The organism is Photobacterium toruni, from assembly GCF_024529955.1.
GTDB classification, from domain to species: Bacteria; Pseudomonadota; Gammaproteobacteria; order Enterobacterales; family Vibrionaceae; genus Photobacterium; species Photobacterium toruni.
Genome location: NZ_AP024854.1, coordinates 532,924 through 554,962, shown reverse-complemented (window position 1 = coordinate 554,962; position 22,039 = coordinate 532,924). Strand labels below are relative to the sequence as shown.

The 22,039-nt window shown below is 40.9% G+C and carries 19 protein-coding genes, 2 tRNA genes and 1 rRNA gene; 6 read left to right on the top strand and 16 right to left on the bottom strand.

Annotated elements, in window-relative coordinates:
• Positions 1 to 71 precede the first annotated feature (71 nt).
• The 6 genes from OC457_RS02835 to rluD form a co-directional block, all read right to left on the bottom strand.
• Positions 72 to 147, bottom strand: a tRNA-Ala gene (locus OC457_RS02835).
• A gap of 44 nt (positions 148 to 191) precedes the next feature.
• A tRNA-Ile gene (locus OC457_RS02830) sits at positions 192 to 268 on the bottom strand.
• Positions 269 to 341: 73 nt separating this feature from the next.
• A 16S ribosomal RNA gene (locus OC457_RS02825) occupies positions 342 to 1,900 on the bottom strand.
• 497 nt (positions 1,901 to 2,397) lie between these two features.
• Positions 2,398 to 4,977 carry an ATP-dependent chaperone ClpB gene (gene clpB / locus OC457_RS02820; protein ID WP_080175345.1) on the bottom strand — a complete coding sequence of 860 codons (2,580 nt, stop codon included), beginning with the start codon at positions 4,975 to 4,977 and terminating at the stop codon, positions 2,398 to 2,400.
• A gap of 156 nt (positions 4,978 to 5,133) precedes the next feature.
• Positions 5,134 to 5,862, bottom strand: coding sequence for a peptidoglycan editing factor PgeF (gene pgeF, locus OC457_RS02815; protein WP_080175346.1), 729 nt, complete (start codon positions 5,860 to 5,862; stop codon positions 5,134 to 5,136).
• Complete coding sequence (gene rluD / locus OC457_RS02810; protein WP_080175347.1) at positions 5,862 to 6,836, bottom strand: 23S rRNA pseudouridine(1911/1915/1917) synthase RluD; 975 nt, start codon at positions 6,834 to 6,836, stop codon at positions 5,862 to 5,864. Before rluD ends, pgeF begins: the two co-directional genes overlap by 1 nt.
• 172 nt (positions 6,837 to 7,008) lie before the next feature.
• Between rluD and bamD the strand changes: the two genes are divergently transcribed.
• The 3 genes from bamD (at position 7,009) to pheA (ending at position 9,839) form a co-directional block, all read left to right on the top strand.
• Positions 7,009 to 7,737, top strand: a complete 729-nt coding sequence (gene bamD / locus OC457_RS02805) for an outer membrane protein assembly factor BamD (protein WP_080175348.1) — start codon at positions 7,009 to 7,011, stop codon at positions 7,735 to 7,737.
• Positions 7,738 to 8,127: 390 nt separating this feature from the next.
• Positions 8,128 to 8,502, top strand: a complete 375-nt coding sequence (hpf, locus tag OC457_RS02800) for a ribosome hibernation-promoting factor, HPF/YfiA family (protein WP_080175350.1) — start codon at positions 8,128 to 8,130, stop codon at positions 8,500 to 8,502.
• A gap of 158 nt (positions 8,503 to 8,660) precedes the next feature.
• Entirely contained in the window at positions 8,661 to 9,839 is a 1,179-nt protein-coding gene (pheA, locus tag OC457_RS02795) for a prephenate dehydratase (protein WP_080175352.1), read from the top strand.
• Between the two features lie 86 nt (positions 9,840 to 9,925).
• Here the strand turns inward: pheA and tyrA are convergent, their stop codons facing one another.
• From tyrA to OC457_RS02780, 3 genes are all read right to left on the bottom strand, one after another.
• The gene (gene tyrA, locus OC457_RS02790) at positions 9,926 to 11,053 is read right to left on the bottom strand and encodes a bifunctional chorismate mutase/prephenate dehydrogenase (RefSeq protein ID WP_080175426.1); all 1,128 of its coding nucleotides are present in this window, start codon (positions 11,051 to 11,053) and stop codon (positions 9,926 to 9,928) included.
• A gap of 47 nt (positions 11,054 to 11,100) precedes the next feature.
• A complete protein-coding gene (locus OC457_RS02785) occupies positions 11,101 to 12,171 on the bottom strand; it encodes a 3-deoxy-7-phosphoheptulonate synthase (protein ID WP_080175354.1) in 1,071 nt (356 codons plus the stop codon).
• 171 nt (positions 12,172 to 12,342) lie between these two features.
• Positions 12,343 to 12,726, bottom strand: coding sequence for a DUF2799 domain-containing protein (locus tag OC457_RS02780; protein ID WP_080175355.1), 384 nt, complete (start codon positions 12,724 to 12,726; stop codon positions 12,343 to 12,345).
• Positions 12,727 to 12,939: 213 nt separating this feature from the next.
• Here OC457_RS02780 and OC457_RS02775 point away from each other — a divergent pair, with 213 nt between their 5' ends.
• The gene (locus OC457_RS02775; RefSeq protein WP_080175357.1) at positions 12,940 to 14,433 is read left to right on the top strand and encodes a carbon starvation CstA family protein; all 1,494 of its coding nucleotides are present in this window, start codon (positions 12,940 to 12,942) and stop codon (positions 14,431 to 14,433) included.
• Between the two features lie 287 nt (positions 14,434 to 14,720).
• On the opposite strand, the gene rplS is transcribed toward OC457_RS02775, so the two are convergent.
• The 5 genes from rplS to ffh form a co-directional block, all read right to left on the bottom strand.
• Positions 14,721 to 15,074 carry a 50S ribosomal protein L19 gene (gene rplS, locus OC457_RS02770; RefSeq protein WP_080158185.1) on the bottom strand — a complete coding sequence of 118 codons (354 nt, stop codon included), beginning with the start codon at positions 15,072 to 15,074 and terminating at the stop codon, positions 14,721 to 14,723.
• 37 nt (positions 15,075 to 15,111) lie between these two features.
• Positions 15,112 to 15,858, bottom strand: coding sequence for a tRNA (guanosine(37)-N1)-methyltransferase TrmD (gene trmD / locus OC457_RS02765; protein WP_080175359.1), 747 nt, complete (start codon positions 15,856 to 15,858; stop codon positions 15,112 to 15,114).
• 25 nt (positions 15,859 to 15,883) lie between these two features.
• A complete protein-coding gene (gene rimM / locus OC457_RS02760) occupies positions 15,884 to 16,417 on the bottom strand; it encodes a ribosome maturation factor RimM (protein WP_080175360.1) in 534 nt (177 codons plus the stop codon).
• 26 nt (positions 16,418 to 16,443) lie between these two features.
• Complete coding sequence (gene rpsP, locus OC457_RS02755; protein WP_045029303.1) at positions 16,444 to 16,695, bottom strand: 30S ribosomal protein S16; 252 nt, start codon at positions 16,693 to 16,695, stop codon at positions 16,444 to 16,446.
• 170 nt (positions 16,696 to 16,865) lie between these two features.
• A complete protein-coding gene (ffh, locus tag OC457_RS02750) occupies positions 16,866 to 18,233 on the bottom strand; it encodes a signal recognition particle protein (RefSeq protein ID WP_080175362.1) in 1,368 nt (455 codons plus the stop codon).
• Between the two features lie 207 nt (positions 18,234 to 18,440).
• Between ffh and OC457_RS02745 the strand changes: the two genes are divergently transcribed.
• Both OC457_RS02745 and OC457_RS02740 read left to right on the top strand, forming a co-directional pair.
• Positions 18,441 to 19,238: a cytochrome C assembly family protein gene (locus OC457_RS02745; RefSeq protein ID WP_080175364.1), complete on the top strand. Its 798-nt coding sequence runs from the start codon at positions 18,441 to 18,443 to the stop codon at positions 19,236 to 19,238.
• A 121-nt stretch (positions 19,239 to 19,359) separates the two neighbouring features.
• Complete coding sequence (locus OC457_RS02740) at positions 19,360 to 20,676, top strand: HlyC/CorC family transporter (RefSeq protein WP_080175365.1); 1,317 nt, start codon at positions 19,360 to 19,362, stop codon at positions 20,674 to 20,676.
• A 102-nt stretch (positions 20,677 to 20,778) separates the two neighbouring features.
• Here the strand turns inward: OC457_RS02740 and luxS are convergent, their stop codons facing one another.
• Both luxS and OC457_RS02730 read right to left on the bottom strand, forming a co-directional pair.
• Entirely contained in the window at positions 20,779 to 21,297 is a 519-nt protein-coding gene (luxS, locus tag OC457_RS02735; RefSeq protein WP_080175367.1) for an S-ribosylhomocysteine lyase, read from the bottom strand.
• Positions 21,298 to 21,366: 69 nt separating this feature from the next.
• Complete coding sequence (locus OC457_RS02730; RefSeq protein ID WP_080175368.1) at positions 21,367 to 21,972, bottom strand: transglycosylase SLT domain-containing protein; 606 nt, start codon at positions 21,970 to 21,972, stop codon at positions 21,367 to 21,369.
• Between the last annotated feature and the right edge of the window lie 67 nt (positions 21,973 to 22,039).

Here is a 22,039-nt window from a genome sequence, read left to right as displayed (position 1 = left end):
TAATCATCGTTAGATAACCACTTTTTAAAAACACTTTTCATCTCTATAAAAAGAGAAGTGCGTTTAAAGAGTGGTGGAGCTATGCGGGATCGAACCGCAGACCTCCTGCGTGCAAGGCAGGCGCTCTCCCAGCTGAGCTATAACCCCAACGATTTAAAAGACTATACCATCACTTTTTCTGGGAGAAAAAGTGGTGGGTCTGAGTGGACTCGAACCACCGACCTCACCCTTATCAGGGGTGCGCTCTAACCACCTGAGCTACAGACCCAAGTCTTTTTACGTTCTACATTTTAACCAGGCAATCTGTGTGGACACTGCATAAAACAGTATAAGTCTTTAGGTAAGGAGGTGATCCAGCCCCAGGTTCCCCTAGGGCTACCTTGTTACGACTTCACCCCAGTCATGAACCACACCGTGGTAAACGCCCTCCCGAAGGTTAAGCTATCTACTTCTGGTGCAGCCCACTCCCATGGTGTGACGGGCGGTGTGTACAAGGCCCGGGAACGTATTCACCGTGACATTCTGATTCACGATTACTAGCGATTCCGACTTCATGGAGTCGAGTTGCAGACTCCAATCCGGACTACGACGTACTTTGTGGGATTCGCTCACTATCGCTAGTTTGCAGCCCTCTGTATACGCCATTGTAGCACGTGTGTAGCCCTACTCGTAAGGGCCATGATGACTTGACGTCGTCCCCACCTTCCTCCGGTTTATCACCGGCAGTCTCCCTGGAGTTCCCACCATTACGTGCTGGCAAACAAGGATAAGGGTTGCGCTCGTTGCGGGACTTAACCCAACATTTCACAACACGAGCTGACGACAGCCATGCAGCACCTGTCTCAGAGTTCCCGAAGGCACTAAGCTATCTCTAGCGAATTCTCTGGATGTCAAGAGTAGGTAAGGTTCTTCGCGTTGCATCGAATTAAACCACATGCTCCACCGCTTGTGCGGGCCCCCGTCAATTCATTTGAGTTTTAATCTTGCGACCGTACTCCCCAGGCGGTCTACTTAACGCGTTAGCTCCGAAAGCCACGGCTCAAGGCCACAACCTTCAAGTAGACATCGTTTACGGCGTGGACTACCAGGGTATCTAATCCTGTTTGCTCCCCACGCTTTCGCATCTGAGCGTCAGTCTTTGTCCAGGGGGCCGCCTTCGCCACCGGTATTCCTTCAGATCTCTACGCATTTCACCGCTACACCTGAAATTCTACCCCCCTCTACAAGACTCTAGTCTGCCAGTTCAAAATGCTGTTCCGAGGTTGAGCCCCGGGCTTTCACATCTTGCTTAACAGACCGCCTGCATGCGCTTTACGCCCAGTAATTCCGATTAACGCTCGCACCCTCCGTATTACCGCGGCTGCTGGCACGGAGTTAGCCGGTGCTTCTTCTGTTGCTAACGTCAAACAGCTAAGCTATTAACTTAACTGCCTTCCTCACAACTGAAAGTACTTTACAACCCGAAGGCCTTCTTCATACACGCGGCATGGCTGCATCAGGGTTTCCCCCATTGTGCAATATTCCCCACTGCTGCCTCCCGTAGGAGTCTGGACCGTGTCTCAGTTCCAGTGTGGCTGATCATCCTCTCAGACCAGCTAGGGATCGTCGCCTTGGTGAGCCATTACCCCACCAACTAGCTAATCCCACCTGGGCTAATCCTGACGCGAGAGGCCCGAAGGTCCCCCTCTTTGCTCCCATCTCGTAAAAGATCGGAGATTATGCGGTATTAGCTATCGTTTCCAATAGTTATCCCCCACATCAGGGTATATTCCCAGGCATTACTCACCCGTCCGCCGCTCGTCAGCATTGATAGCAAGCTATCAATCTGTTACCGCTCGACTTGCATGTGTTAGGCCTGCCGCCAGCGTTCAATCTGAGCCATGATCAAACTCTTCAATTAAAGTTTTGTTGGTCTTTCGACCGGCTCAATAAATACTGACTTTAAATACCGTAGTAAATTAAAGCTTTTTATCATTCAAAGAATGATAATTAAATAACTGTGCCAAAATAATCTTCTCTATAAATAGATTGGGCTATTTTGTATTGGTCACTCAGTTTATTGATAAATCTTTCGACTTAACTCTTCAGTGAGTGCCCACACAGATTGCATGGTCAAATTGTTAAAGAACATACTGACTATCGGTAACTGCTTGCGCCGTTGTCCGTGTCAGTGAGGTCGCATTATAGGGGGATTTTATCTGCTGACAACCTTATTTTTATTATTTTTATCTGTTCGCTTAACCATTAATCAATAATGGTAATTTATGACAAATAAAACACCTTTCATTACAAGTAACGTCTGTTTTAAACAAACCCCAATAATAAAAAACGCCTTAGCACATTCATACTAAGGCGATTATTAACGATAATTGGTTATTTCAACCATTTAATTTTTGATCATGCTTGTTTAGCAATAATCTTATCGTCTTCTACTGACAACACGATTGGTTTACCTGGCATAAATTTACCTGATAACAAATCTTGAGCTAATGGATTCTCAATGTATTGCTGAATTGCACGTTTTAATGGACGCGCACCAAATACAGGATCAAAACCAGCATCAGAAATTAACTCTAACGCACTCTCTTGAACATCTAGCTGGAAATCTTTCTCCGCTAAACGTTTTTCCAAACGCGCAAGCTGAATCGAAGCAATATGTTTAATATTCTCTTTACCCAATGGGTGGAACACGACAGTTTCATCAACGCGGTTAATAAACTCAGGACGGAAATGTTGGCCAACAACTTCCATCACTAATGCTTTAATGCCTTCGTAATCCAAACTACCAAAGTGTTCTTGAATACGATCAGAACCTAAGTTTGAAGTCATAATGATCACTGTATTACGGAAATCAACGGTACGACCTTGACCATCAGTTAAACGTCCATCATCTAATACCTGTAATAAAATATTAAACACATCAGGATGCGCTTTTTCTACTTCATCAAGTAAAATAACAGAATATGGACGACGACGAACCGCTTCCGTTAGGTAACCACCTTCTTCATAACCTACATAGCCTGGAGGCGCACCCACTAAACGTGCCACTGAGTGTTTTTCCATAAACTCAGACATGTCGATACGCACCATCGCATCTTCACTATCAAACATAAAGTTCGCCAGTGACTTACATAATTCAGTTTTACCTACACCAGTTGGGCCTAAGAATAAGAATGAACCGATTGGACGCTGTGGATCAGATAAACCGGCACGGCTACGACGAATTGCATTAGCTACCGCTTCAACAGCTTCTTCTTGACCAATAACACGATTATGTAATTCATCTTCCATGCGTAATAATTTATCACGCTCGCCTTCCAGCATTTTAGCGACCGGAATACCTGTTGCTTTAGAAAGTACATCGGCAATTTCAACATCAGTTACTTTATTTTTAAGTAACGTCATATCTTGCATTTCAGCTTGAGCGGCAAGATCGAGTTGCTTTTCAAGTTCCGGAATGCGGCCATACTGTAACTCAGACATGCGATTTAGATCACCCGCACGACGAGCAATTTCAACATCCGTACGGGCTTGTTCTAGCTCAGCTTTAATATGTTGAGTCCCAGATAAAGAGGCTTTTTCAGCATTCCATACTTCTTCAAGTTCAGAATATTCACGCTCTTTAATATCTAGCTCTTCAAGTAAATCACTTAACCGTTTTTGGCTCGCATCATCACTTTCTTTTTCTAATGCTTGCTGTTCAATCTTTAACTGAATAATACGACGCTCTAAGCGATCCATTGATTCGGGTTTAGAGTCGATTTGCATACGAATGCTTGATGCTGCTTCATCGATAAGATCAATCGCCTTATCTGGCAATTGTCGATCTGAAATATAACGGTGCGACAAGGTGGCAGCCGCTACAATCGCAGGATCTGTAATTTCTACATGGTGATGAAGCTCATAACGCTCTTTTAGACCACGTAAAATAGCAATGGTATCTTCAACACTTGGTTCATCCACCAGCACTTTTTGGAAACGACGTTCTAATGCCGCATCTTTTTCTAAATACTGACGGTATTCGTTTAACGTTGTCGCACCTACACAATGAAGCTCACCACGAGCAAGCGCAGGTTTTAACATGTTACCCGCATCCATTGAGCCTTCACCTTTACCAGCGCCGACCATAGTATGGATTTCATCAATAAATAAAATTACGCGACCGTCTTCTTGAGACAGTTCGTTTAATACTGCTTTTAAACGCTCTTCAAATTCACCGCGGAATTTAGCGCCAGCGATCAATGAACCCATATCTAATGAAAGAACACGCTTATCACGCAAACCCTCAGGCACTTCACCATTTACAATACGTTGTGCTAAGCCTTCAACAATGGCGGTTTTACCCACACCCGGCTCACCAATAATAACGGGGTTATTTTTAGTTCGGCGTTGTAATACTTGAATAGTACGACGAATTTCATCATCACGACCAATCACAGGATCTAATCGACCTTGCTCTGCACGTTCTGTTAAGTCGATTGTATATTTAGCTAATGCTTGGCGATTTTCTTCTGCGTTTTGGTCATCCACTTTTTGTCCACCACGAATTTGATCAATCGCTTTACTTATCTGATCCGCTTTTAAACCAAATTCACGTAATAAATCCCCAACAGGACCTTTATCGTTATCAACGGCTGCGAGGATAAATAATTCAGATGAAATAAATTTGTCATTACGTTTTTGTGCGAGTTTGTCACACATGTTTAATAACGTGCCCATGCTATTAGATAGTTGAACCTCACCACCAATACCTGTCACTTTTGGAATGCGCTCTAGGATCTCACCCAAGCGCGAACGAAGCTGAGTAGAATCTACATTCAAAAGGGTAAGTAACGGACGTACAGTACTGCCTTCTTGGTTTAATAACGCCACCATAAGATGAGCAGGTTCAATGTACTGATGATCGCGCCCTAAAGCTAATGACTGCGCATCAGAAATAGCAGCTTGGAACTTACTAGTAAATCGGTCAAGACGCATAGGTCCCCCAATAATAAATTTAATAACCTGTTACTAGTTATATGGTAGTTGGTAGGGATTTTTCAAGACTATTAAAACGCAAAATAATGCTGCAAAAAAAACGGGTACATTGTTAGCCAATATACCCGCTTAATATTTGTTGTAAATTCTGAAAAATTAACGCAGCCAAATCAAGGATGCTTGGCGCCCAGTGATGGCTTGACGACGATAAGAATAAAACAACTCGTCATTATTAAACGTGCAGTACTCACCACCATAAATAGCGCTGATACCGTGTCGTTGTAAACGCTGTCGCGCTAATAAATATAAATTAGCTAACCACTTATCACCATGAGCAACAAAAGCATCAGCAGCTTTGACATCAACATCAATAAACTGCTGTCGCACTTCACTACCAACTTCAAACGCTGTTGGACCAATTGCCGGCCCCATCCACGCCATAATATCAGCTGCAGGACAAGAGAACTTAGCAATGGCGTTATCTATCACTCCAGCAGCAAGTCCCCGCCACCCAGCATGAACAGCAGCCACTTCAGTTCCTTGCTTATTACACAAAAGAACAGGCAAACAGTCAGCCGTCATGATGGCACAGGCTAAGCCAGGCACACGGGTAAAACTACCATCAGCATCGATAACGTCAGTTAACGGTACAGTAAGATCAATCACAATTGGGCTGTGAATTTGATTTAGCCATGCTGGCTCTGCCGTTAACCAACAATGTTGTTTCAGTAATTGCCGATTTGTCAGTACTGAACTTACATCATCCCCAACATGCAATCCCAAATTAAGTGCATCGTAAGGCGCAGAACTGACACCGCCAAAACGGGTTGTACTGACCGTTAATACATTAGCTGGAGCGGGCCAGTTAGGAATAATGGTTCGCATTAATACATATCTTCGTTATTTTCAGCGTTATCTTTACGTAAAATATCAATCATCGCTACCATATCGTTAGGTAGTGGTGCATGCCATTCCATTAACTCACCCGTCATTGGGTGTGATAAACGCAACATACGTGCATGCAATGCTTGACGGTCAAATGAACGCAACGCATGAATAAATTCATCAGACGCATTACGTGGTGGACGAGGACGACCACCATAGATCACATCACCAATTAACGGATGACTCATGTATGACATGTGTACACGGATTTGGTGAGTACGGCCGGTTTCTAGACGTAACACAATACGCGTATGCTCACGGAAACGCTCAGCAACACGGTAATGGGTAATCGCGTCTTTACCTAACTCATGTACCGCCATACAAATACGCTTAGTTGCATGACGACCAATAGGTTTCTCTATCGTACCACCACCGGTCATTTGACCGATTGCAATCGCTTCGTATTCACGGGTGATCTTACGCTTTTGTAACGCACGCACTAAACGTGTTTGTGATTGAATAGTCTTTGCCACAACCATTAAACCCGTCGTGTCTTTATCCAAACGGTGCACAATACCTACACGTGGTACTTCAGCCAATGCAGGGTAATGATATAACAGCGCATTTAACACTGTACCATCAGGAGTTCCCGCACCTGGATGCACTACAAAATCACGTGGTTTATTAATCACTAAAATGTCATCATCTTCATAGACAACATCAAGTGGAAGGTCTTGCGCAATCCAGCGCATTTCATCTTCGATTTCGGCTTGAATAAATAATTCTTCACCACCCATCATTTTTGAACGTGGTTTGTTGTCAATTTTACCGTTTACTGAAACCATGTCTTTTAGAATCCACTCTTTGATACGAGAGCGGGAGTAATCTGGATATAATTCAGCAATAACCTGATCAAGGCGCTTACCTAGTTGGCTTTCGCTAACTGTATTTGTTAATTCTATTTGCTGTGCCATAACGAACTTTTTTAAAAAGCGTGAGACTAATTGCCATACGCTGCGTAAAATGTACCAAGCTTAATAAAACGATGCTTGATGTAAACTAATATAATGTCATTGTATCTGTTAACGGCTCAGTCCGTAATGGATCGAGCAAAATAAAATTTTTATCAAGGAAACTGACGCCGTAATGAAACGCCTGACAATATCGACTTTTCTAGCTGTAGCCTTGCTTTCAGGCTGTTCCAGTACTGAAAAAGTCATTCCTGATGTTCCACCATCAGACTTATATTCCACAGCTCAGCAAGCATTGCAGAGTGGTAATTGGAACAATGCTATCGAGCGCTTAGAAGCAATGGACTCTCGTTATCCATTTGGCGCTTACTCAAATCAAGTTCAGTTAGATTTGATTTATGCCTACTACAAAAATGATGATTTGCCATTAGCTCAAGCCACTATTGCGCGTTTTTTACGCTTAAATCCTACTCATCCACAAGCTGATTGGGTTTATTATATGCGTGGCCTGACGCATATGGCACAAGATCGCAGTTTTATGCATGATATGTTCAATATTGATCGTTTTGATCGTGATCCAACCCCTTCACGCCAAGCATTCCGCGATTTTAAATACTTACTAGAACGCTTCCCTGATAGTCAGTATGACGCAGATGCAAAAGCACGTATGATTTTTTTAAAAAATCAGCTAGCAGAGTATGATCTTGCTGTTGCGGATTTTTATGTACGCCGCGAAGCATGGATTGCAGCAATTAATCGTTGCCAACAAGTACAACGCTTGTACCCAGATACTAGTGCTGCCCGTAAATCATTGCTACTTGAAAAAACAGCTTACGCTAAATTAAAACTGGACAAAGAAGTTTCACGTACTGAAGCGGTGATTAAACTTAATCCAGTAAAGTAATACCTAAAAATACAACCATAAAAAATGGCAGCTAAGATAAGCTGCCATTTTTATAAATTATGTTAACAACAATTATTTGCTTCAATAAATATCATTTTGATAATACAAAGATAGCCGCTGAACAAAAAACACTCAACGCTATGAAATAAAACGTATTTACCCCCTAGTTAGCATTGGCTACCAGCAATCAATCTTTGCTCATACTGCCTCAAATCATCAGTAAATCTCAAGCTTTTTTTATATACTTTTTTGCAACAAACCCACTTCAGTCACATTTTTTTTACTGAAAATCCACTAACAACAACAATGTGATATAGATCACATTATAAGTTGGTATTTTTAGTAATCTAAAGTTAACCCAACGAAGGGTAGCAAACGAGGAAGATAAATATGACATTAGAAATTACTGGTAAAAACATCGATATCACCCCGGCTATCCGTGAGCGTTTTGAATTTAAATTCAATAAGTTAGAAAAACTTCAAGTGCCACTAATCAAAAAACATGTAATGATTAGTAAAGAACCAAACAAGCTATTTAAAATTGAAGCTTCTATTGGTATTGCTGGAGGACAATTGGTCGCTTCTGCAGAACATGAAGACTTGTTTGGTGCGATCACTGAGTTATATCAAAAACTAGATCGCCAACTTAAGAAGCAAGCTCACAAACCAAATGCACGCCGTGCTAGTCATAGTGAAAAACCAACACAAGCTGAAGCTGAAGACACAGCTGAGTATGACGATGAAATTGAATTTGATGAAGTATAATCGTTAACGATTAAGAGGATTTAAAACAGCCCTGCCGATGCAGGGCTGTTTGCTTTGTGCTTGACAAAAAAATACCCCCTGCTTAATGTTGATCGAATCGTTAAAACCATAATATACCGCTTTCAAGTTCAAGAGAGCCGATCATAATAGGGATAGCTATGACCGATAACACACAGTATTCATTGGATGATATTCGCCATAATGTCACCCGTATCGATAATACATTATTAGCTCTTTTAGCAGAGCGACGCACGTTAAGCCTTGAAGTCGCTAAAAGTAAAATAAGTACCGCGAAACCAGTACGCGATCAAGTACGTGAACAAGCACTGTTATTACGCCTTATCGAAACTGGTAAAGACCATCAACTTGATCCGTCATACGTTACTCAACTCTTTCATACTATTATTGAAGATTCAGTTTTATATCAACAAGCTTATTTGCAACGCTTAGTTAATCCAGAAAATGCTCGACCAACGGCGCGAGTATCATTTCTTGGTGCAAAAGGGTCATATTCACACCTCGCTAGCCGTAATTATTTTAGCCGTAAGCAAACCCAACTCGTTGAAATAAGCTGCTCATCATTTCGAGATATCATTAATGAAGTCGAGGCGGGTCATGCTGATTATGGTGTCTTACCCATCGAAAATACCAGTTCAGGCTCAATTAATGAAGTCTACGACTTATTGCAACATACTAGCTTATCGATTGTGGGAGAAATTACCCAACCCATAGAGCATTGCTTATTAACCGCCGTTGATACTCAACTTGAGCAGATTGATACCCTTTACTCTCATCCCCAACCCCATCAGCAATGCAGTGAGTTTTTACACAGTATGGGAAAAATCAATCAACAATACTGCTCAAGCACTGCCGATGCGATGTTAGCTGTTGCGGAACTTAAACAGCCTAATATTGCCGCCATTGGTAATGCATCGAGTGGTGAAATCTATGGCTTAACACCAATAAAAACCAATATTGCCAATCAACAACAAAATTTTACTCGCTTTATTGTTGTAGCCCGTAAACCCGTAAGCGTGACTTCACTGATTCCAGCTAAAACGACCCTGATTATGTCAACTGCACAGGCTGCAGGTTCATTAGTTGAATGTTTATTGGTGCTTCGTAATGCCAAAATAAATATGACAAAACTGGAATCTCGTCCTGTTATTGGTAATCCATGGGAAGAAATGTTCTATGTCGATGTTGAGATCAATTTAAAAGACCCACTAATGCAACAAGTGTTAGAAGATCTCACTCGCTTAACCCGCTTTATAAAAGTCTTAGGTTGTTATCCTAGCGAAAATGTAACGCCTACAGATGTTGAATTTATTGATTAATATATCAACATAAACTGATCCCATAAAAAAACCGCCTCATACTGATAGCGGTTTTTTTAGGATGTAATTATCGAGCTTCAAGCCCTTTATTTTCGTCGAGTTGAATCATTCGCCTGTCTAAGTAGTCCTTGGCTCTCGACTAAAAAATGTTGAGCATAATCACCAAACCAATGCTCTACCTGTCCAAAAGCTTGCTTAAAAGCGACTTTATCTTGACGTTCTAACATGTCAATTGCTTCACCAAAACGCTGATGGAAACGTTTGATCATCGCTAAGTTTTGAGGTGCAGACATAATAATATCCGCATATAACTGCGCATCTTGAGCAAACAAACGCCCAACCATCGCTAACTCTAAGCGATAAATAGGCGAGCTTAATGACATTAGCTGCTCAATTTTTGGATCTTCTTCTGCTAAATGAACCCCATAAACAAATGAGGTAAAATGGCGTAAAGCCTGAATTAAGGTCATACCTTGATCATGCTCAATCGCACTAATACGATTTAATGATGCTCCCCAAATCTGAATTTGCTCCAATAACCATTGATAACTTTCAGGTTGACGACCATCACAGTAAACAACAACTTGTTTAGCAAGACTTGGAATATCAGGACCAAACATCGGATGTAAACCGACAACCGGCCCTTGATGGATCTCTAACATTACTTGCAGGGGACCACTTTTTACCGAGGTTAAATCAGTAAGAATACAATCTTTCGGTAAGTTGCTTAACTTCGCAATAATAGTTTCAGTGATATGAATAGGGACAGAAACAACTACCATTCCTGCATCATGTAATATCTCATCAGCGCGATGCCAATCATCACGCCCTAAAATACGTACCTGATAACCCGATAACTCAAACATTCGTTGAAATAGCTGTCCTAATTGTCCATGACCACCAACAATAACAATTGGGCGCAATTGAGGATTAAGACACTTAAAACCAGAATCATTTTCACTTGAATATGATTCTCGCATTGTACGTCGTAATATATCCTCAATCAGATCAGCAGGAACGCCTTTTGATTCAGCTTCTTGACGACGAGATGCCAACATTGCCGCTTCACGATCTGGGGCATAAATAGGCAATCCATGTTGGCTCTTAACAACACCAACTTGTTCGACTAATGCTAAACGGCGTGCTAATAGCGCCACCATTTGACGATCAACATCGTCTATTTGATCTCTTAATATGCTTAACTCAGCAACCATGATTTTTGACATCCGTATTTATCCAACTGCAACTATAATGCAAAGGCTTATTTAATTCTATTTTGTAAAAACGGTACTAACTCTTGATGGGCTTTTCGTAATAATTGTTCTGTTGTTTCCCAACTAATACATGCATCGGTAATAGAGACACCATAAGCCATATCTTGCAGAGGCAAATCTGCACTTTGATTACCTTCATTAAGATGGCTTTCAATCATTAAACCAATAATTGAACGGTTTCCTTCTCGAATCTGGTGAATAGCATCTGTCGCCACTAAAGGTTGACGCTGATAATCTTTAAGCGAGTTTGCATGGCTACAATCAATCATTAATGATGGCGTCAATCCTGATGCTACCATTTCAGTTTCACATTCAGCCACCGACACAGAATCATAATTGGTTTGTTTACCGCCACGTAAAATAACATGACCGTCAGGATTTCCTTGAGTAGCCAATAATGCAACTTGTCCATTTGGGTTGATTCCCATGAACTTATGCCCAGAGGCTGCTGCTTGCATCGCATTAATCGCTGTCGCTAAGCTCCCATCGGTACCATTTTTAAAACCAACAGGCATTGATAACCCACTCGCCATTTCACGGTGGGTTTGTGATTCAGTCGTACGAGCACCAATAGCAGCCCAACTAAATAAATCACCTAAATATTGAGGACTAATAGGATCAAGCGCTTCAGTGGCAACTGGAATACCCGCTTCAACCAAATCAATTAATAATTGGCGTCCAATATGTAGCCCTTCTTCAACTTCAAACGAACCATCAAGATACGGATCATTGATTAATCCTTTCCAACCAACAGTCGTACGCGGTTTTTCAAAATAAACCCGCATCACAATGTAAAGTTGATCATCAAGCTCTGCAGCAAATCGCTTTAATTTTTCAGCATAGATTTTTGCTTGTTCAACATCATGAATGGAACATGGTCCACAAACCACTAATAAACGATGATCACGATGATGAATAATATCAGCAATCGTTTGACGTGATTGTTCAATGAATGCCAACGCCGTTTTTGATACTGCCATCTTTTGTTTCAACTGCGCGGGTGTAATTAATACTGATTCATCTGCAATATGAATATTATTTAAGCCATCTTTTTCCATAAGTCATCCCTGCAAGTAATAGATATTCTTTTACCAACATAACAATTGCGACAGCTTTATTGCAACAACTTGTAAACATAAAATGCCATTTGTAAACATTAGCTTACAAATGGCACTTTGTTATCATTCTTATCAATTATCTTTAACTAACTAATGATAGAAGTTCTATTATCAAAATTGAGGTTCCATCATGCCATAGCGTTCAAAACCTTGTTGCCATTTAATGGCATATAGGCCTTCTTGATGACGCCGGTATTCGCATAGCCCCCATTCCCTTTTCCCTTGTTCTCCTAATTTAAATATATGCTCTTGGCTACAATATTGATCTAATCCTTGCTGATACCCTTGCTGATAACTGTCGTAGTCCAATGTCATTGTTGAATCATATTTTTGAGTGATCGCAACTAATGCCTTACTGGATAACTTTTCACTACCAGAAATACCATTATAAAAACCTAATTGATGAAAATCTCCATTTGTAACTAGCTTTTTCTGTGTCACACAGCCAGTAATTAAACCTGTAATAACAACAGCTAATAAGGCTTTATTGATCATAATTAATTCCTTTTAAAAAATACACCAACCTCTATACCACATTAAAAACGTGCTTATATTAACAAATATCGATAGAAATAATTCTCGAATACCAGTCTATATCACATATGCAACATTATATTAAGAAGCAAAATATTGAAACTACTACACTAGCCGCCAATTGCAATCCTATGATTCTTTTTTGAATCATCACATTACATAGCGAGCATATATATGGCATGGTTTTTACTCTGTGTAGCAGCACTTATTGGCGGTTATTTTATTTATGGCAGCTTTATTGAAAAAGTTTTTGGTGTAAATATTAACCGTCAGACACCAGCTTATACTCAACAAGATGGCGTCGATTATGTCCCGATGTCTAACAATAAAGTCTATTTAGTTCAGTTATTAAACATCGCTGGTGTCGGTCCTATATTTGGTCCAATAATGGGTGCACTTTATGGTCCAGCTGCAATGTTATGGATTGTATTGGGATGTATTTTTGCAGGTGCCGTCCACGATTACTTCTCGGGAATGCTATCGGTACGTAATGGTGGCGCATCCGTTCCGACATTAACAGGACGCTACTTAGGTAACGGTGCAAAACATTTTATGAATATTTTTGCTATCGTACTGTTACTGCTTGTTGGTGTTGTTTTTGTCTCTGCGCCTGCGGGAATGATCACTAATCTCATTAATGATCAAACCAGTCTTAATGTCTCAATGACCACCATGGTCGTGATTATTTTTGGTTATTATATTCTAGCGACGATTGTACCTGTTGATAAAATCATTGGCCGGTTTTATCCATTCTTTGGTGCATTACTGATTTTTATGTCTGTCGGTTTAATCACCGCTATTGGTATTTCAGACGAACACCAATTATTAGAGGGCTTTGAAATTAGTCAGATGGTCACTAATATGAATCCTAATGACTTACCATTATGGCCAGCCCTGTTTATTACTATTGCTTGTGGTGCGATTTCAGGCTTTCATGCGACCCAATCACCTCTAATGGCGCGCTGTATTGAAAATGAACAAAATGGTCGATTTATTTTTTATGGTGCAATGATCGGTGAAGGTATTATTGCTCTAATCTGGTGTGCGCTAGCATTATCATTCTTTGGTTCAATAGAAGCACTTTCAGATGCGATTACTAATGGTGGTCCGGGTAATGTGGTCTATAGTTCATCATTTGGTTTATTAGGTGTCTTTGGTGGTATCGTCGCTTTTCTTGGTGTCGTTATTCTACCAATTACTTCAGGTGATACTGCATTCCGTTCGAGCCGTTTAATTCTGGCTGAATATTTTAATATGGATCAAAAGCCGTTGCGTAATCGCTTATTAATGGCCATGCCTTTATTTATTTTAGGTGCCATTTTGACGCAAGTCGATTTCGCTATTATTTGGCGTTACTTTGGTTTTGCAAACCAAACCACCGCAGTCATGATGCTATGGACAGCATCAGCTTACCTATTACGTCTTAATAAGTTGCATTGGGTCGCGACAATTCCCGCAATGTTTATGACCACGGTATGCATCAGTTTCATTCTTAATAACGATCAGCTTGGATTTGGATTACCAATGACAATATCAACCATTGTCGCCATGATAGCGACAGTCGGTATTACATTGATGATCATTAAGAAATCACAAGGCAAAGACGTAATTGATATTGATACCGATGATGTAGAGAAAACAGCTACCCCGTTATCATCTAAAAGCTAATCCCAATACGAAGCTATCAATATAAAAATCAGAACATTAACAAAACCAGTGCTCGTCACTGGTTTTTTCATTAGACCAATCCCATTAATTAAGTGGTCATCTTTCCAAAGCATTAGATTCCCTATTGCCCTCACAGGCATTCACTGTAGGGAATGACGAAAGAGGTCATTAATTTAGTTCAGAAACTTATTGTGATTGGTATTACCTTAATTTATAACCAAACCCTGATTTATAGCAAAAAAAAGCCCACCATATAGGTGGGCTTTTCGATAAACGTCAGACGCTTATTATTTCTTAGTAAGCTTCTCGCGGATACGTGCTGATTTACCAGAACGCTCACGTAGGTAGTACAACTTGGCACGACGTACTGCACCACGACGTTTAACAGTAATGCTGTCAACTACTGGAGAGTGAGTTTGGAACGCACGCTCAACGCCTTCACCGTTCGACATTTTACGAACAGTGAATGCTGAATGTAGACCACGGTTACGGATTGCGATTACAACGCCTTCAAAAGCCTGTAGACGCTCACGGTCACCTTCTTTTACCTTAACTTGTACAACAACAGTGTCACCTGGTGCGAAAGTTGGTAGGTCTGTTTTTAGTTGCTCTTGCTCAAGAGCTTTAATGATGTTACTCATTTGGTATATACCCTAGAATAAACTGATACTAATTTAATTAAATACTTGCTTTATTTTCGCGGATAAATTCCGCGAGCAAGAATTCCTGATCGTCAGTCAGAGCTAGGTTTTCCAGGAGCTCTGGTCTTCTCAGCCATGTACGGCCTAGCGATTGCTTTAATCGCCAGCGACTAATTTCTTGATGATTGCCAGACATTAATACCGCAGGTACTTCTTGTCCGTCCAACAATTCAGGTCGTGTGTAATGAGGACAATCTAACCAACCATTTGCAAAAGAATCTTCTTCTGCTGATGCAAAGTCACCCAGCACGCCCGGAACAAACCGAACCACTGCGTCAATTAGCGTCATGGCAGGTAACTCGCCACCCGTTAACACAAAATCACCGATAGACCATTCTTCGTCTACCTCTTGTTGAATAATGCGCTCATCTACCCCTTCATAGCGGCCACAAATAAGAATCAAATTCTCAGTTTGTGCTAACTCCTCAACACCAGCTTGATCCAGCTTACGGCCTTGAGGGGAAAGGTAGATTACTTTAGCCGGACCTTTTGCAGACTTTTTGGCAGTGTGAATGGCATCGCGCAAAGGCTGCACCATCATTAACATACCCGGTCCACCACCATACGGTCGATCATCCACCGTACGATGTTTGTCATGCGTAAAATCACGAGGATTCCACGTATCAACACTCAAAAGGCCTTTTTTTACCGCCTGGCCTGTTACCCCATAATTGGTAATGGTAGAGAACATTTCAGGAAAAAGACTGATTACTCCAACCCACATATGCTCACTCGCTTACTACCGGAGGTTAAAACTCAGGATCCCAGTCAACTTCGATCCGCTGAGCAGTGCGATCAATCAACTTGATGACCTGCTCATCGAGGAACGGGATTAAACGTTCCTTCTGTCCGAAAGCATCTTTAAGATTTGCCTTAACAACTAACACATCGTTGGCACCTGTTTCCAGGATATCAGTAACTTTACCTAGGTCGTAACCTTCAGTAGTAACCACTGACATACCAAACAACTCACGCCAGTAGAATTCTTCATCTGACAATGCGGGTAGTTGATCAGCCAAAACTGCTACTTCTGCATTAGTGAAAACTTGAGCATCCTCGCGGATATCCATGCCTTCTAGCTTAGCAACAAGACCTTGGCCGTGGCGTTTCCATGACTCAACATGGATTTCCGTCCACTCACCTTTGATTTTAATCATCCAAGGGGTGTAGGAAAAAATACTTTCGGATTCTTCGGTGTAGGAAAAAACTTTGAGCCAACCCTTGATACCGTAGGTGGCACCTAGTTTACCGACAATAATGTGGTCTTGGTTTTTAATACTCATCGTCTTTCTCTGTACCTAAGTACTAATTAAGCTACAGCTTTAGCTGCATCTTTGATTAGTTTAGCTACACGATCAGTCGCACAAGCGCCTTGACCTAACCAGTGGTTTACGCGATCTAGATCTAAACGTAAACGCTCTTCTTGACCCTTAGCTAGTGGGTTGAAGAAACCGATTTGCTCGATGTTTGCGCCGTCACGTGGAGCACGTGCGTCAGCAACAACGATTTGATAGAATGGACGCTTCTTAGCGCCGTGACGTGCCAAACGAATGGTTACCATATCGTCCTCTTTGCATTACTGTAAATTAAATGACCCCGCTATAAAAACGAGGTCCGTGCCAAAATAAAGCCTCGGAATTTTACCCTTTGGGGCGACGAATGCAACTGCTTTAGTTACTTTTTCACCGCTTAAGTAGAACAAAAGCTTTAAAACCATTAAAAATCAGACTATTAGCGACCAGGGAACATTCCACCACCTGGCATCATGCCTTTCATTTGACGCATCATATTCTTCATTCCACCCTTTTGCATCTTTTTCATCATCTTTTGCATCTGGGTAAATTGCTTCAATAAACGGTTTACGTCTTGTACCTGAGTACCAGAACCGGCTGCAATACGCTTCTTACGTGAGCCTTTAATTAGCTCAGGTCGAGCACGTTCGCCTTTGGTCATAGAATTGATGATAGCTTCCATTTGCATGAAGATTTTATCATCAACTTTATCTTTCATATCACCAGGCAACTGCGACATACCAGGAAGTTTGTCGAGCATGCCCATCATGCCACCCATATTTTTCATTTGCTGAAGCTGGCTACGGAAATCTTCAAGATCAAAGCCTTTTTTGTCTTTAAATTTCTTAGCTAATTTTTCAGCTTCTTTTTTATCAACGTTACGTTCTAGATCTTCAATCAATGATAGAACGTCGCCCATACCTAAAATACGAGAAGCAACACGATCAGGGTGGAACGGTTCTAAAGCATCAGTTTTTTCACCAACACCTAAAAATTTAATTGGTTTACCGGTAATGTGACGTACAGATAATGCCGCACCACCACGTGCATCACCATCAACTTTGGTTAAAATAACACCCGTTAGTGGTAATGCATCATTAAATGCTTTGGCTGTATTTGCCGCATCTTGACCCGTCATGGCATCAACCACAAACAAGGTTTCAACCGGGTTTAACGCTTGATGGATGTCTTTGATCTCACCCATCATTTCTTCATCAACGTGCAAACGACCTGCGGTATCGACAATCACCACATCATAGAACTTGGTTTTACCATGCTCTAAGGCTGCTTTTACAATCGTTAATGGTTTTTGCTCAACGTTTGATGGGAAGAAATCCACACCAACATCAGTGGCTAATGTTTCTAGCTGTTTGATTGCCGCAGGACGATAAACGTCAGCAGAAACAACCAATACTTTCTTTTTATCACGCTCTTTTAATAGCTTACCTAATTTGCCGACACTGGTGGTTTTACCCGCACCTTGTAAGCCCGCCATTAAAATAACCGCTGGCGGTTGGCAGCTTAAATCAAGCGCTTCATTGCCTTCTCCCATCACCGCTTCAAGTTCAGATTGAACAATCTTAATGAACTCTTGACCGGGTGTTAGGCTTTTTGATACTTCAGTGCCCACTGCGCGCTCTTTTACGCGCTTAACAAATTCACGAACAACAGGTAGCGCAACGTCGGCTTCGAGTAATGCCATCCGCACTTCACGCAAGGTATCCTTTATATTGTCATCCGTAAGACGACCACGGCCGCTGACATTTTTCAGCGTTCGCGATAAACGCTCGGTTAAATTTTCGAACATGTGGTGCTACTCGCTCGTTACGCAACTCAATCAAAATTGCAAAATTATCAAAATTGCTACAAGTATACCGCAAAAAAGCTTGGTCTTTCATGTAAACCCACCGCTCTTTTTGGGATTACATTGGCGACGAAGGTTTGAGCAGGGTATAATTGTTGCTTCTAAATATTAAAAATAGCTATTCGTTACTAAGGAACTATCTGGTTGACTATGGACACGCTAATTGCCATCCCTGCAGTATGCTTTTATATCATCGCGCTACTGTTTGTTGTCCCAGGGCTTGCGAATAATAACGGAATTAAAACTCAGCCTGTTTTTATTACCGCCGTTATTGCTATTGCCTTACATTTGCTATTGCTTAAGGATCTTATCCTCGCCACATCAGGCCAAAATCTCAGCATCCTTAACGTTGCATCGCTGATTAGCGTTATTGTTGCCAGTCTAACCACGCTTGCAATGTTAAAAATGCGAATCTGGTTCTTGTTACCCGTTGTTTATAGCTTTGCTGCTATTAACTTATTAGCAGCAACAATGTTATCTGGTGCTTTTATTACCCATTTAGAAGCTCAACCACAAGCTTTAGTGCATATTTCTCTGGCCTTGTTCTCATATTCAACCTTAATGATTGCTACTTTATACGCGCTACAACTTGCTTGGCTTGATCATAAATTAAAGCATAAGAAAAGCTTACAGATTAATCCTAACATTCCACCATTAATGATGGTAGAACGCCAACTTTTCAAGATCATTATTGTCGGTTATAGCCTGCTAACTGTCACTCTTATCAGTGGCTACTTTTTTATTGGCGACATTATTGCTCAAGGCAAAACCCATAAAGCAGTCTTATCCTTGCTTGCTTGGATTATTTACAGCGTATTGTTATGGGGTCATTACCGCCAAGGTTGGCGTGGCCGTAAAGTCGTTTGGTTTAGTTTAGCCGGTGCTTTTCTTCTGACATTAGCCTATTTCGGTAGCCGTTTTGTCAAAGAAATTATCATTGGCAGTTAGTTCACTAACACCTCGTTATTTTATTGCTACACTTATTTTTATAATCACTCTTTTTTATACATTATTGTTCGTTTATTCAATAACTAACAATGCTTGCTTAATCTGTTAAGGACTGCCCCTTTTGGACCAAATTTCCACAGGCTTATTATTTGCTTTACTTGCTCTTATGATCGTCATTTCAGCTTACTTTTCAAGTTCTGAAACAGGAATGATGACCCTCAACCGTTATAAACTACGCCATCTTGCAAGCCAAGGGCATAAAGGGGCTCAACGTGTAGAAAAACTTCTTTCCCGTACTGACCGTTTACTGGGGCTCATTCTAATCGGCAATAATCTGGTTAATATTATCGCATCAGCCATTGCGACTATTATTGGTATGCGCCTTTATGGTGATGCTGGTGTCGCAATTGCAACCGCAATTTTAACCATTGTAATTCTAGTTTTTGCAGAAGTAACACCCAAAACAGTCGCGGCGTTATACCCAGAAAAAATCTCTTACACGAGCAGTATCTTACTTAACATTTTAATGAAATTACTCTACCCATTAGTGTGGTTTGTAAATGGTATTACTAATGGCTTCTTATTTATCTTACGTGTAAAAAAAGATAACAATACAGGCTCAAACATTAACTCTGAAGAACTACGAACCATTGTTAATGAAGCCGGTTCATTGATCCCTCGCCGTCATCAAGATATGTTGATCTCAATTCTTGATTTAGAAAATGTTACCGTTGAAGATCTGATGATCCCACGTAACGAAATTGCAGCAATCAATGTCAATGATGATTGGAAATCCATTGTGCGCCAATTAAGCCATTCAGCACATGGTCGCATTGTCTTATATCGCGATAGTATTGATGAAGTTGTTGGAATGCTACGTGTCCGTGAAGCTTATCGCTTAATGATGGACAAAAATGATTTCAGTAAAGAAAACCTACTTCGTGCAGCTGATGAAGTGTATTTTATTCCTGAAGGTACACCGCTCAACATTCAGCTCTTAAAGTTTCAACGTAATAAAGAACGCATTGGCTTAATTGTGGATGAGTACGGCGATATTCAAGGTTTGATCACTGTTGAAGATATTCTCGAAGAAATCGTCGGCGAATTTACTACTTCAATTGCACCAACACTGGCTGAAGAAATAACCCAACAAAAAGATGGTAGCTTATTAATTGAAGGCAGTGCGAATATTCGCGATCTTAATAAAAGTTTAAATTGGCAACTACCAACAGATGGTCCGCGTACATTAAATGGTTTTATTCTTGAACATTTAGAATATATTCCAGATGAAAAGATCAACGTTAATATTAACGGTCATCAAATGGAAATCATTGAAGTGGCTGACAATATGATTAAGTTAATCAAAGTATTACCAACAAATAGTAATACAGAAAAACTTCCTCAAACAGAAATAGAGCAAGACGTTGATAAACACTGATCACGCAATATTTAACTAATCATCAAATATAATACTTAAAACAAAAAAGCCGCATTGTGATTTTATTCATAATACGGCTTTTTTAGTCTTTAGTATCGGCAGTTATTTAACCTGTAACTGCTGCAATAGCGCTTCAGGCAACGCAAGATCATCATTCTTATTAACATCAATACCCGCTTTGATAATCGCTGCGGCAATTGCTTGAGCCTCGGTTAAAGAATGTAGACTGTAAGTCCCACATTGGTATTCATTTAGCTCAGGTATCTGCTCTTGCGTCGCGACGGCTAGTACATCTTTCATTGCCGCTAACCAAGCTTGAGCAACAGTTTGCTCAGTTGGCTTACCAATCAAGCTCATGTAAAAACCAGTCCGACAGCCCATCGGCGAAATATCAATAATTTCTACCGTGTCAGAATTTAAATGCTGCCGCATAAACCCTGCGTATAAATGTTCTAGCGTATGAATACCACGCTCGCTAAGAATATCTGCATTTGGGCGACAAAAACGCAAATCAAACACTGTAATCGTGTCACCTTTTGGAGTTTGCATGGTCTTTGCTATCCTTACAGCAGGCGCATGCATTTTGGTATGATCGACAGTAAAGCTATCAAGTAATGGCATTGCTTACATCTCCTTGTCTTAAAAATAAATCCTAGCACCTAATTTCTACAGTGCATATTTCCAATTAACCTACCACCAACTTTTGTTAGCATCGAGCTCTTTACGACATTGCTTCAATTGCCAGCCATAATCCCTTGCTTGTCGTTCAACTTTTCGTGCAACTTTAATTAGCCATGGCTTACGGTGATAAGTACCACGTTTATAGCCTCCACGACCTTCGTGATAAGCTAAATATTGGCCGTAAGCATTCCATTTAGAAATACCTAATTGCCGTTGCGTTTCATTGGTATACCAGCCAATAAATTGTAGTGCGTCATCAAAATTACTGCGAGAACCACCATGACCGGTGTGTTTTTGAAAATCAGCCCATGCAGGATCTTGCGCTTGAGCATAACCATACGCACTACTCACTCGACCCCATGGAATAAAGCCAAGCACATAGTCTTTAGGCGGTAACGCATCATGGCGATAACTACTTTCTTGCTTCATGATAGCCATCGCAACATTAATCGGTGTACCCCACTTTTGTTGCATATCAATAGCATCTTGATACCAATCAGGGTATTGACGAAAAATACTACACAGGTTTGATTGGTTATTGGGTGGTGGTGTCGCACAACCACTCACAATGAAAACCACCGCAGTCAGTAATAATAATCGAACACGTAAGCGCATTTTTTACCTTATGTTGTTAATCATTAAATTCGATCAAAAAAAAGCTGACACTTAGAAAAGGTCAGCT

What these genes read in the sequence shown, in the direction of transcription:
- clpB (WP_080175345.1), bottom strand. Translation starts at nt 4,977, where the DNA reads ATGCGTCTTGACCGATTTACTAGTAAGTTCCAAGCTGCTATTTCTGAT.
- pgeF (WP_080175346.1), bottom strand. Translation starts at nt 5,862, where the DNA reads ATGCGAACCATTATTCCTAACTGGCCCGCTCCAGCTAATGTATTAACG.
- rluD (WP_080175347.1), bottom strand. Translation starts at nt 6,836, where the DNA reads ATGGCACAGCAAATAGAATTAACAAATACAGTTAGCGAAAGCCAACTA.
- bamD (WP_080175348.1), top strand. Translation starts at nt 7,009, where the DNA reads ATGAAACGCCTGACAATATCGACTTTTCTAGCTGTAGCCTTGCTTTCA.
- hpf (WP_080175350.1), top strand. Translation starts at nt 8,128, where the DNA reads ATGACATTAGAAATTACTGGTAAAAACATCGATATCACCCCGGCTATC.
- pheA (WP_080175352.1), top strand. Translation starts at nt 8,661, where the DNA reads ATGACCGATAACACACAGTATTCATTGGATGATATTCGCCATAATGTC.
- tyrA (WP_080175426.1), bottom strand. Translation starts at nt 11,053, where the DNA reads ATGGTTGCTGAGTTAAGCATATTAAGAGATCAAATAGACGATGTTGAT.
- OC457_RS02785 (WP_080175354.1), bottom strand. Translation starts at nt 12,171, where the DNA reads ATGGAAAAAGATGGCTTAAATAATATTCATATTGCAGATGAATCAGTA.
- OC457_RS02780 (WP_080175355.1), bottom strand. Translation starts at nt 12,726, where the DNA reads ATGATCAATAAAGCCTTATTAGCTGTTGTTATTACAGGTTTAATTACT.
- OC457_RS02775 (WP_080175357.1), top strand. Translation starts at nt 12,940, where the DNA reads ATGGCATGGTTTTTACTCTGTGTAGCAGCACTTATTGGCGGTTATTTT.
- rplS (WP_080158185.1), bottom strand. Translation starts at nt 15,074, where the DNA reads ATGAGTAACATCATTAAAGCTCTTGAGCAAGAGCAACTAAAAACAGAC.
- trmD (WP_080175359.1), bottom strand. Translation starts at nt 15,858, where the DNA reads ATGTGGGTTGGAGTAATCAGTCTTTTTCCTGAAATGTTCTCTACCATT.
- rimM (WP_080175360.1), bottom strand. Translation starts at nt 16,417, where the DNA reads ATGAGTATTAAAAACCAAGACCACATTATTGTCGGTAAACTAGGTGCC.
- rpsP (WP_045029303.1), bottom strand. Translation starts at nt 16,695, where the DNA reads ATGGTAACCATTCGTTTGGCACGTCACGGCGCTAAGAAGCGTCCATTC.
- ffh (WP_080175362.1), bottom strand. Translation starts at nt 18,233, where the DNA reads ATGTTCGAAAATTTAACCGAGCGTTTATCGCGAACGCTGAAAAATGTC.
- OC457_RS02745 (WP_080175364.1), top strand. Translation starts at nt 18,441, where the DNA reads ATGGACACGCTAATTGCCATCCCTGCAGTATGCTTTTATATCATCGCG.
- luxS (WP_080175367.1), bottom strand. Translation starts at nt 21,297, where the DNA reads ATGCCATTACTTGATAGCTTTACTGTCGATCATACCAAAATGCATGCG.
- OC457_RS02730 (WP_080175368.1), bottom strand. Translation starts at nt 21,972, where the DNA reads ATGCGCTTACGTGTTCGATTATTATTACTGACTGCGGTGGTTTTCATT.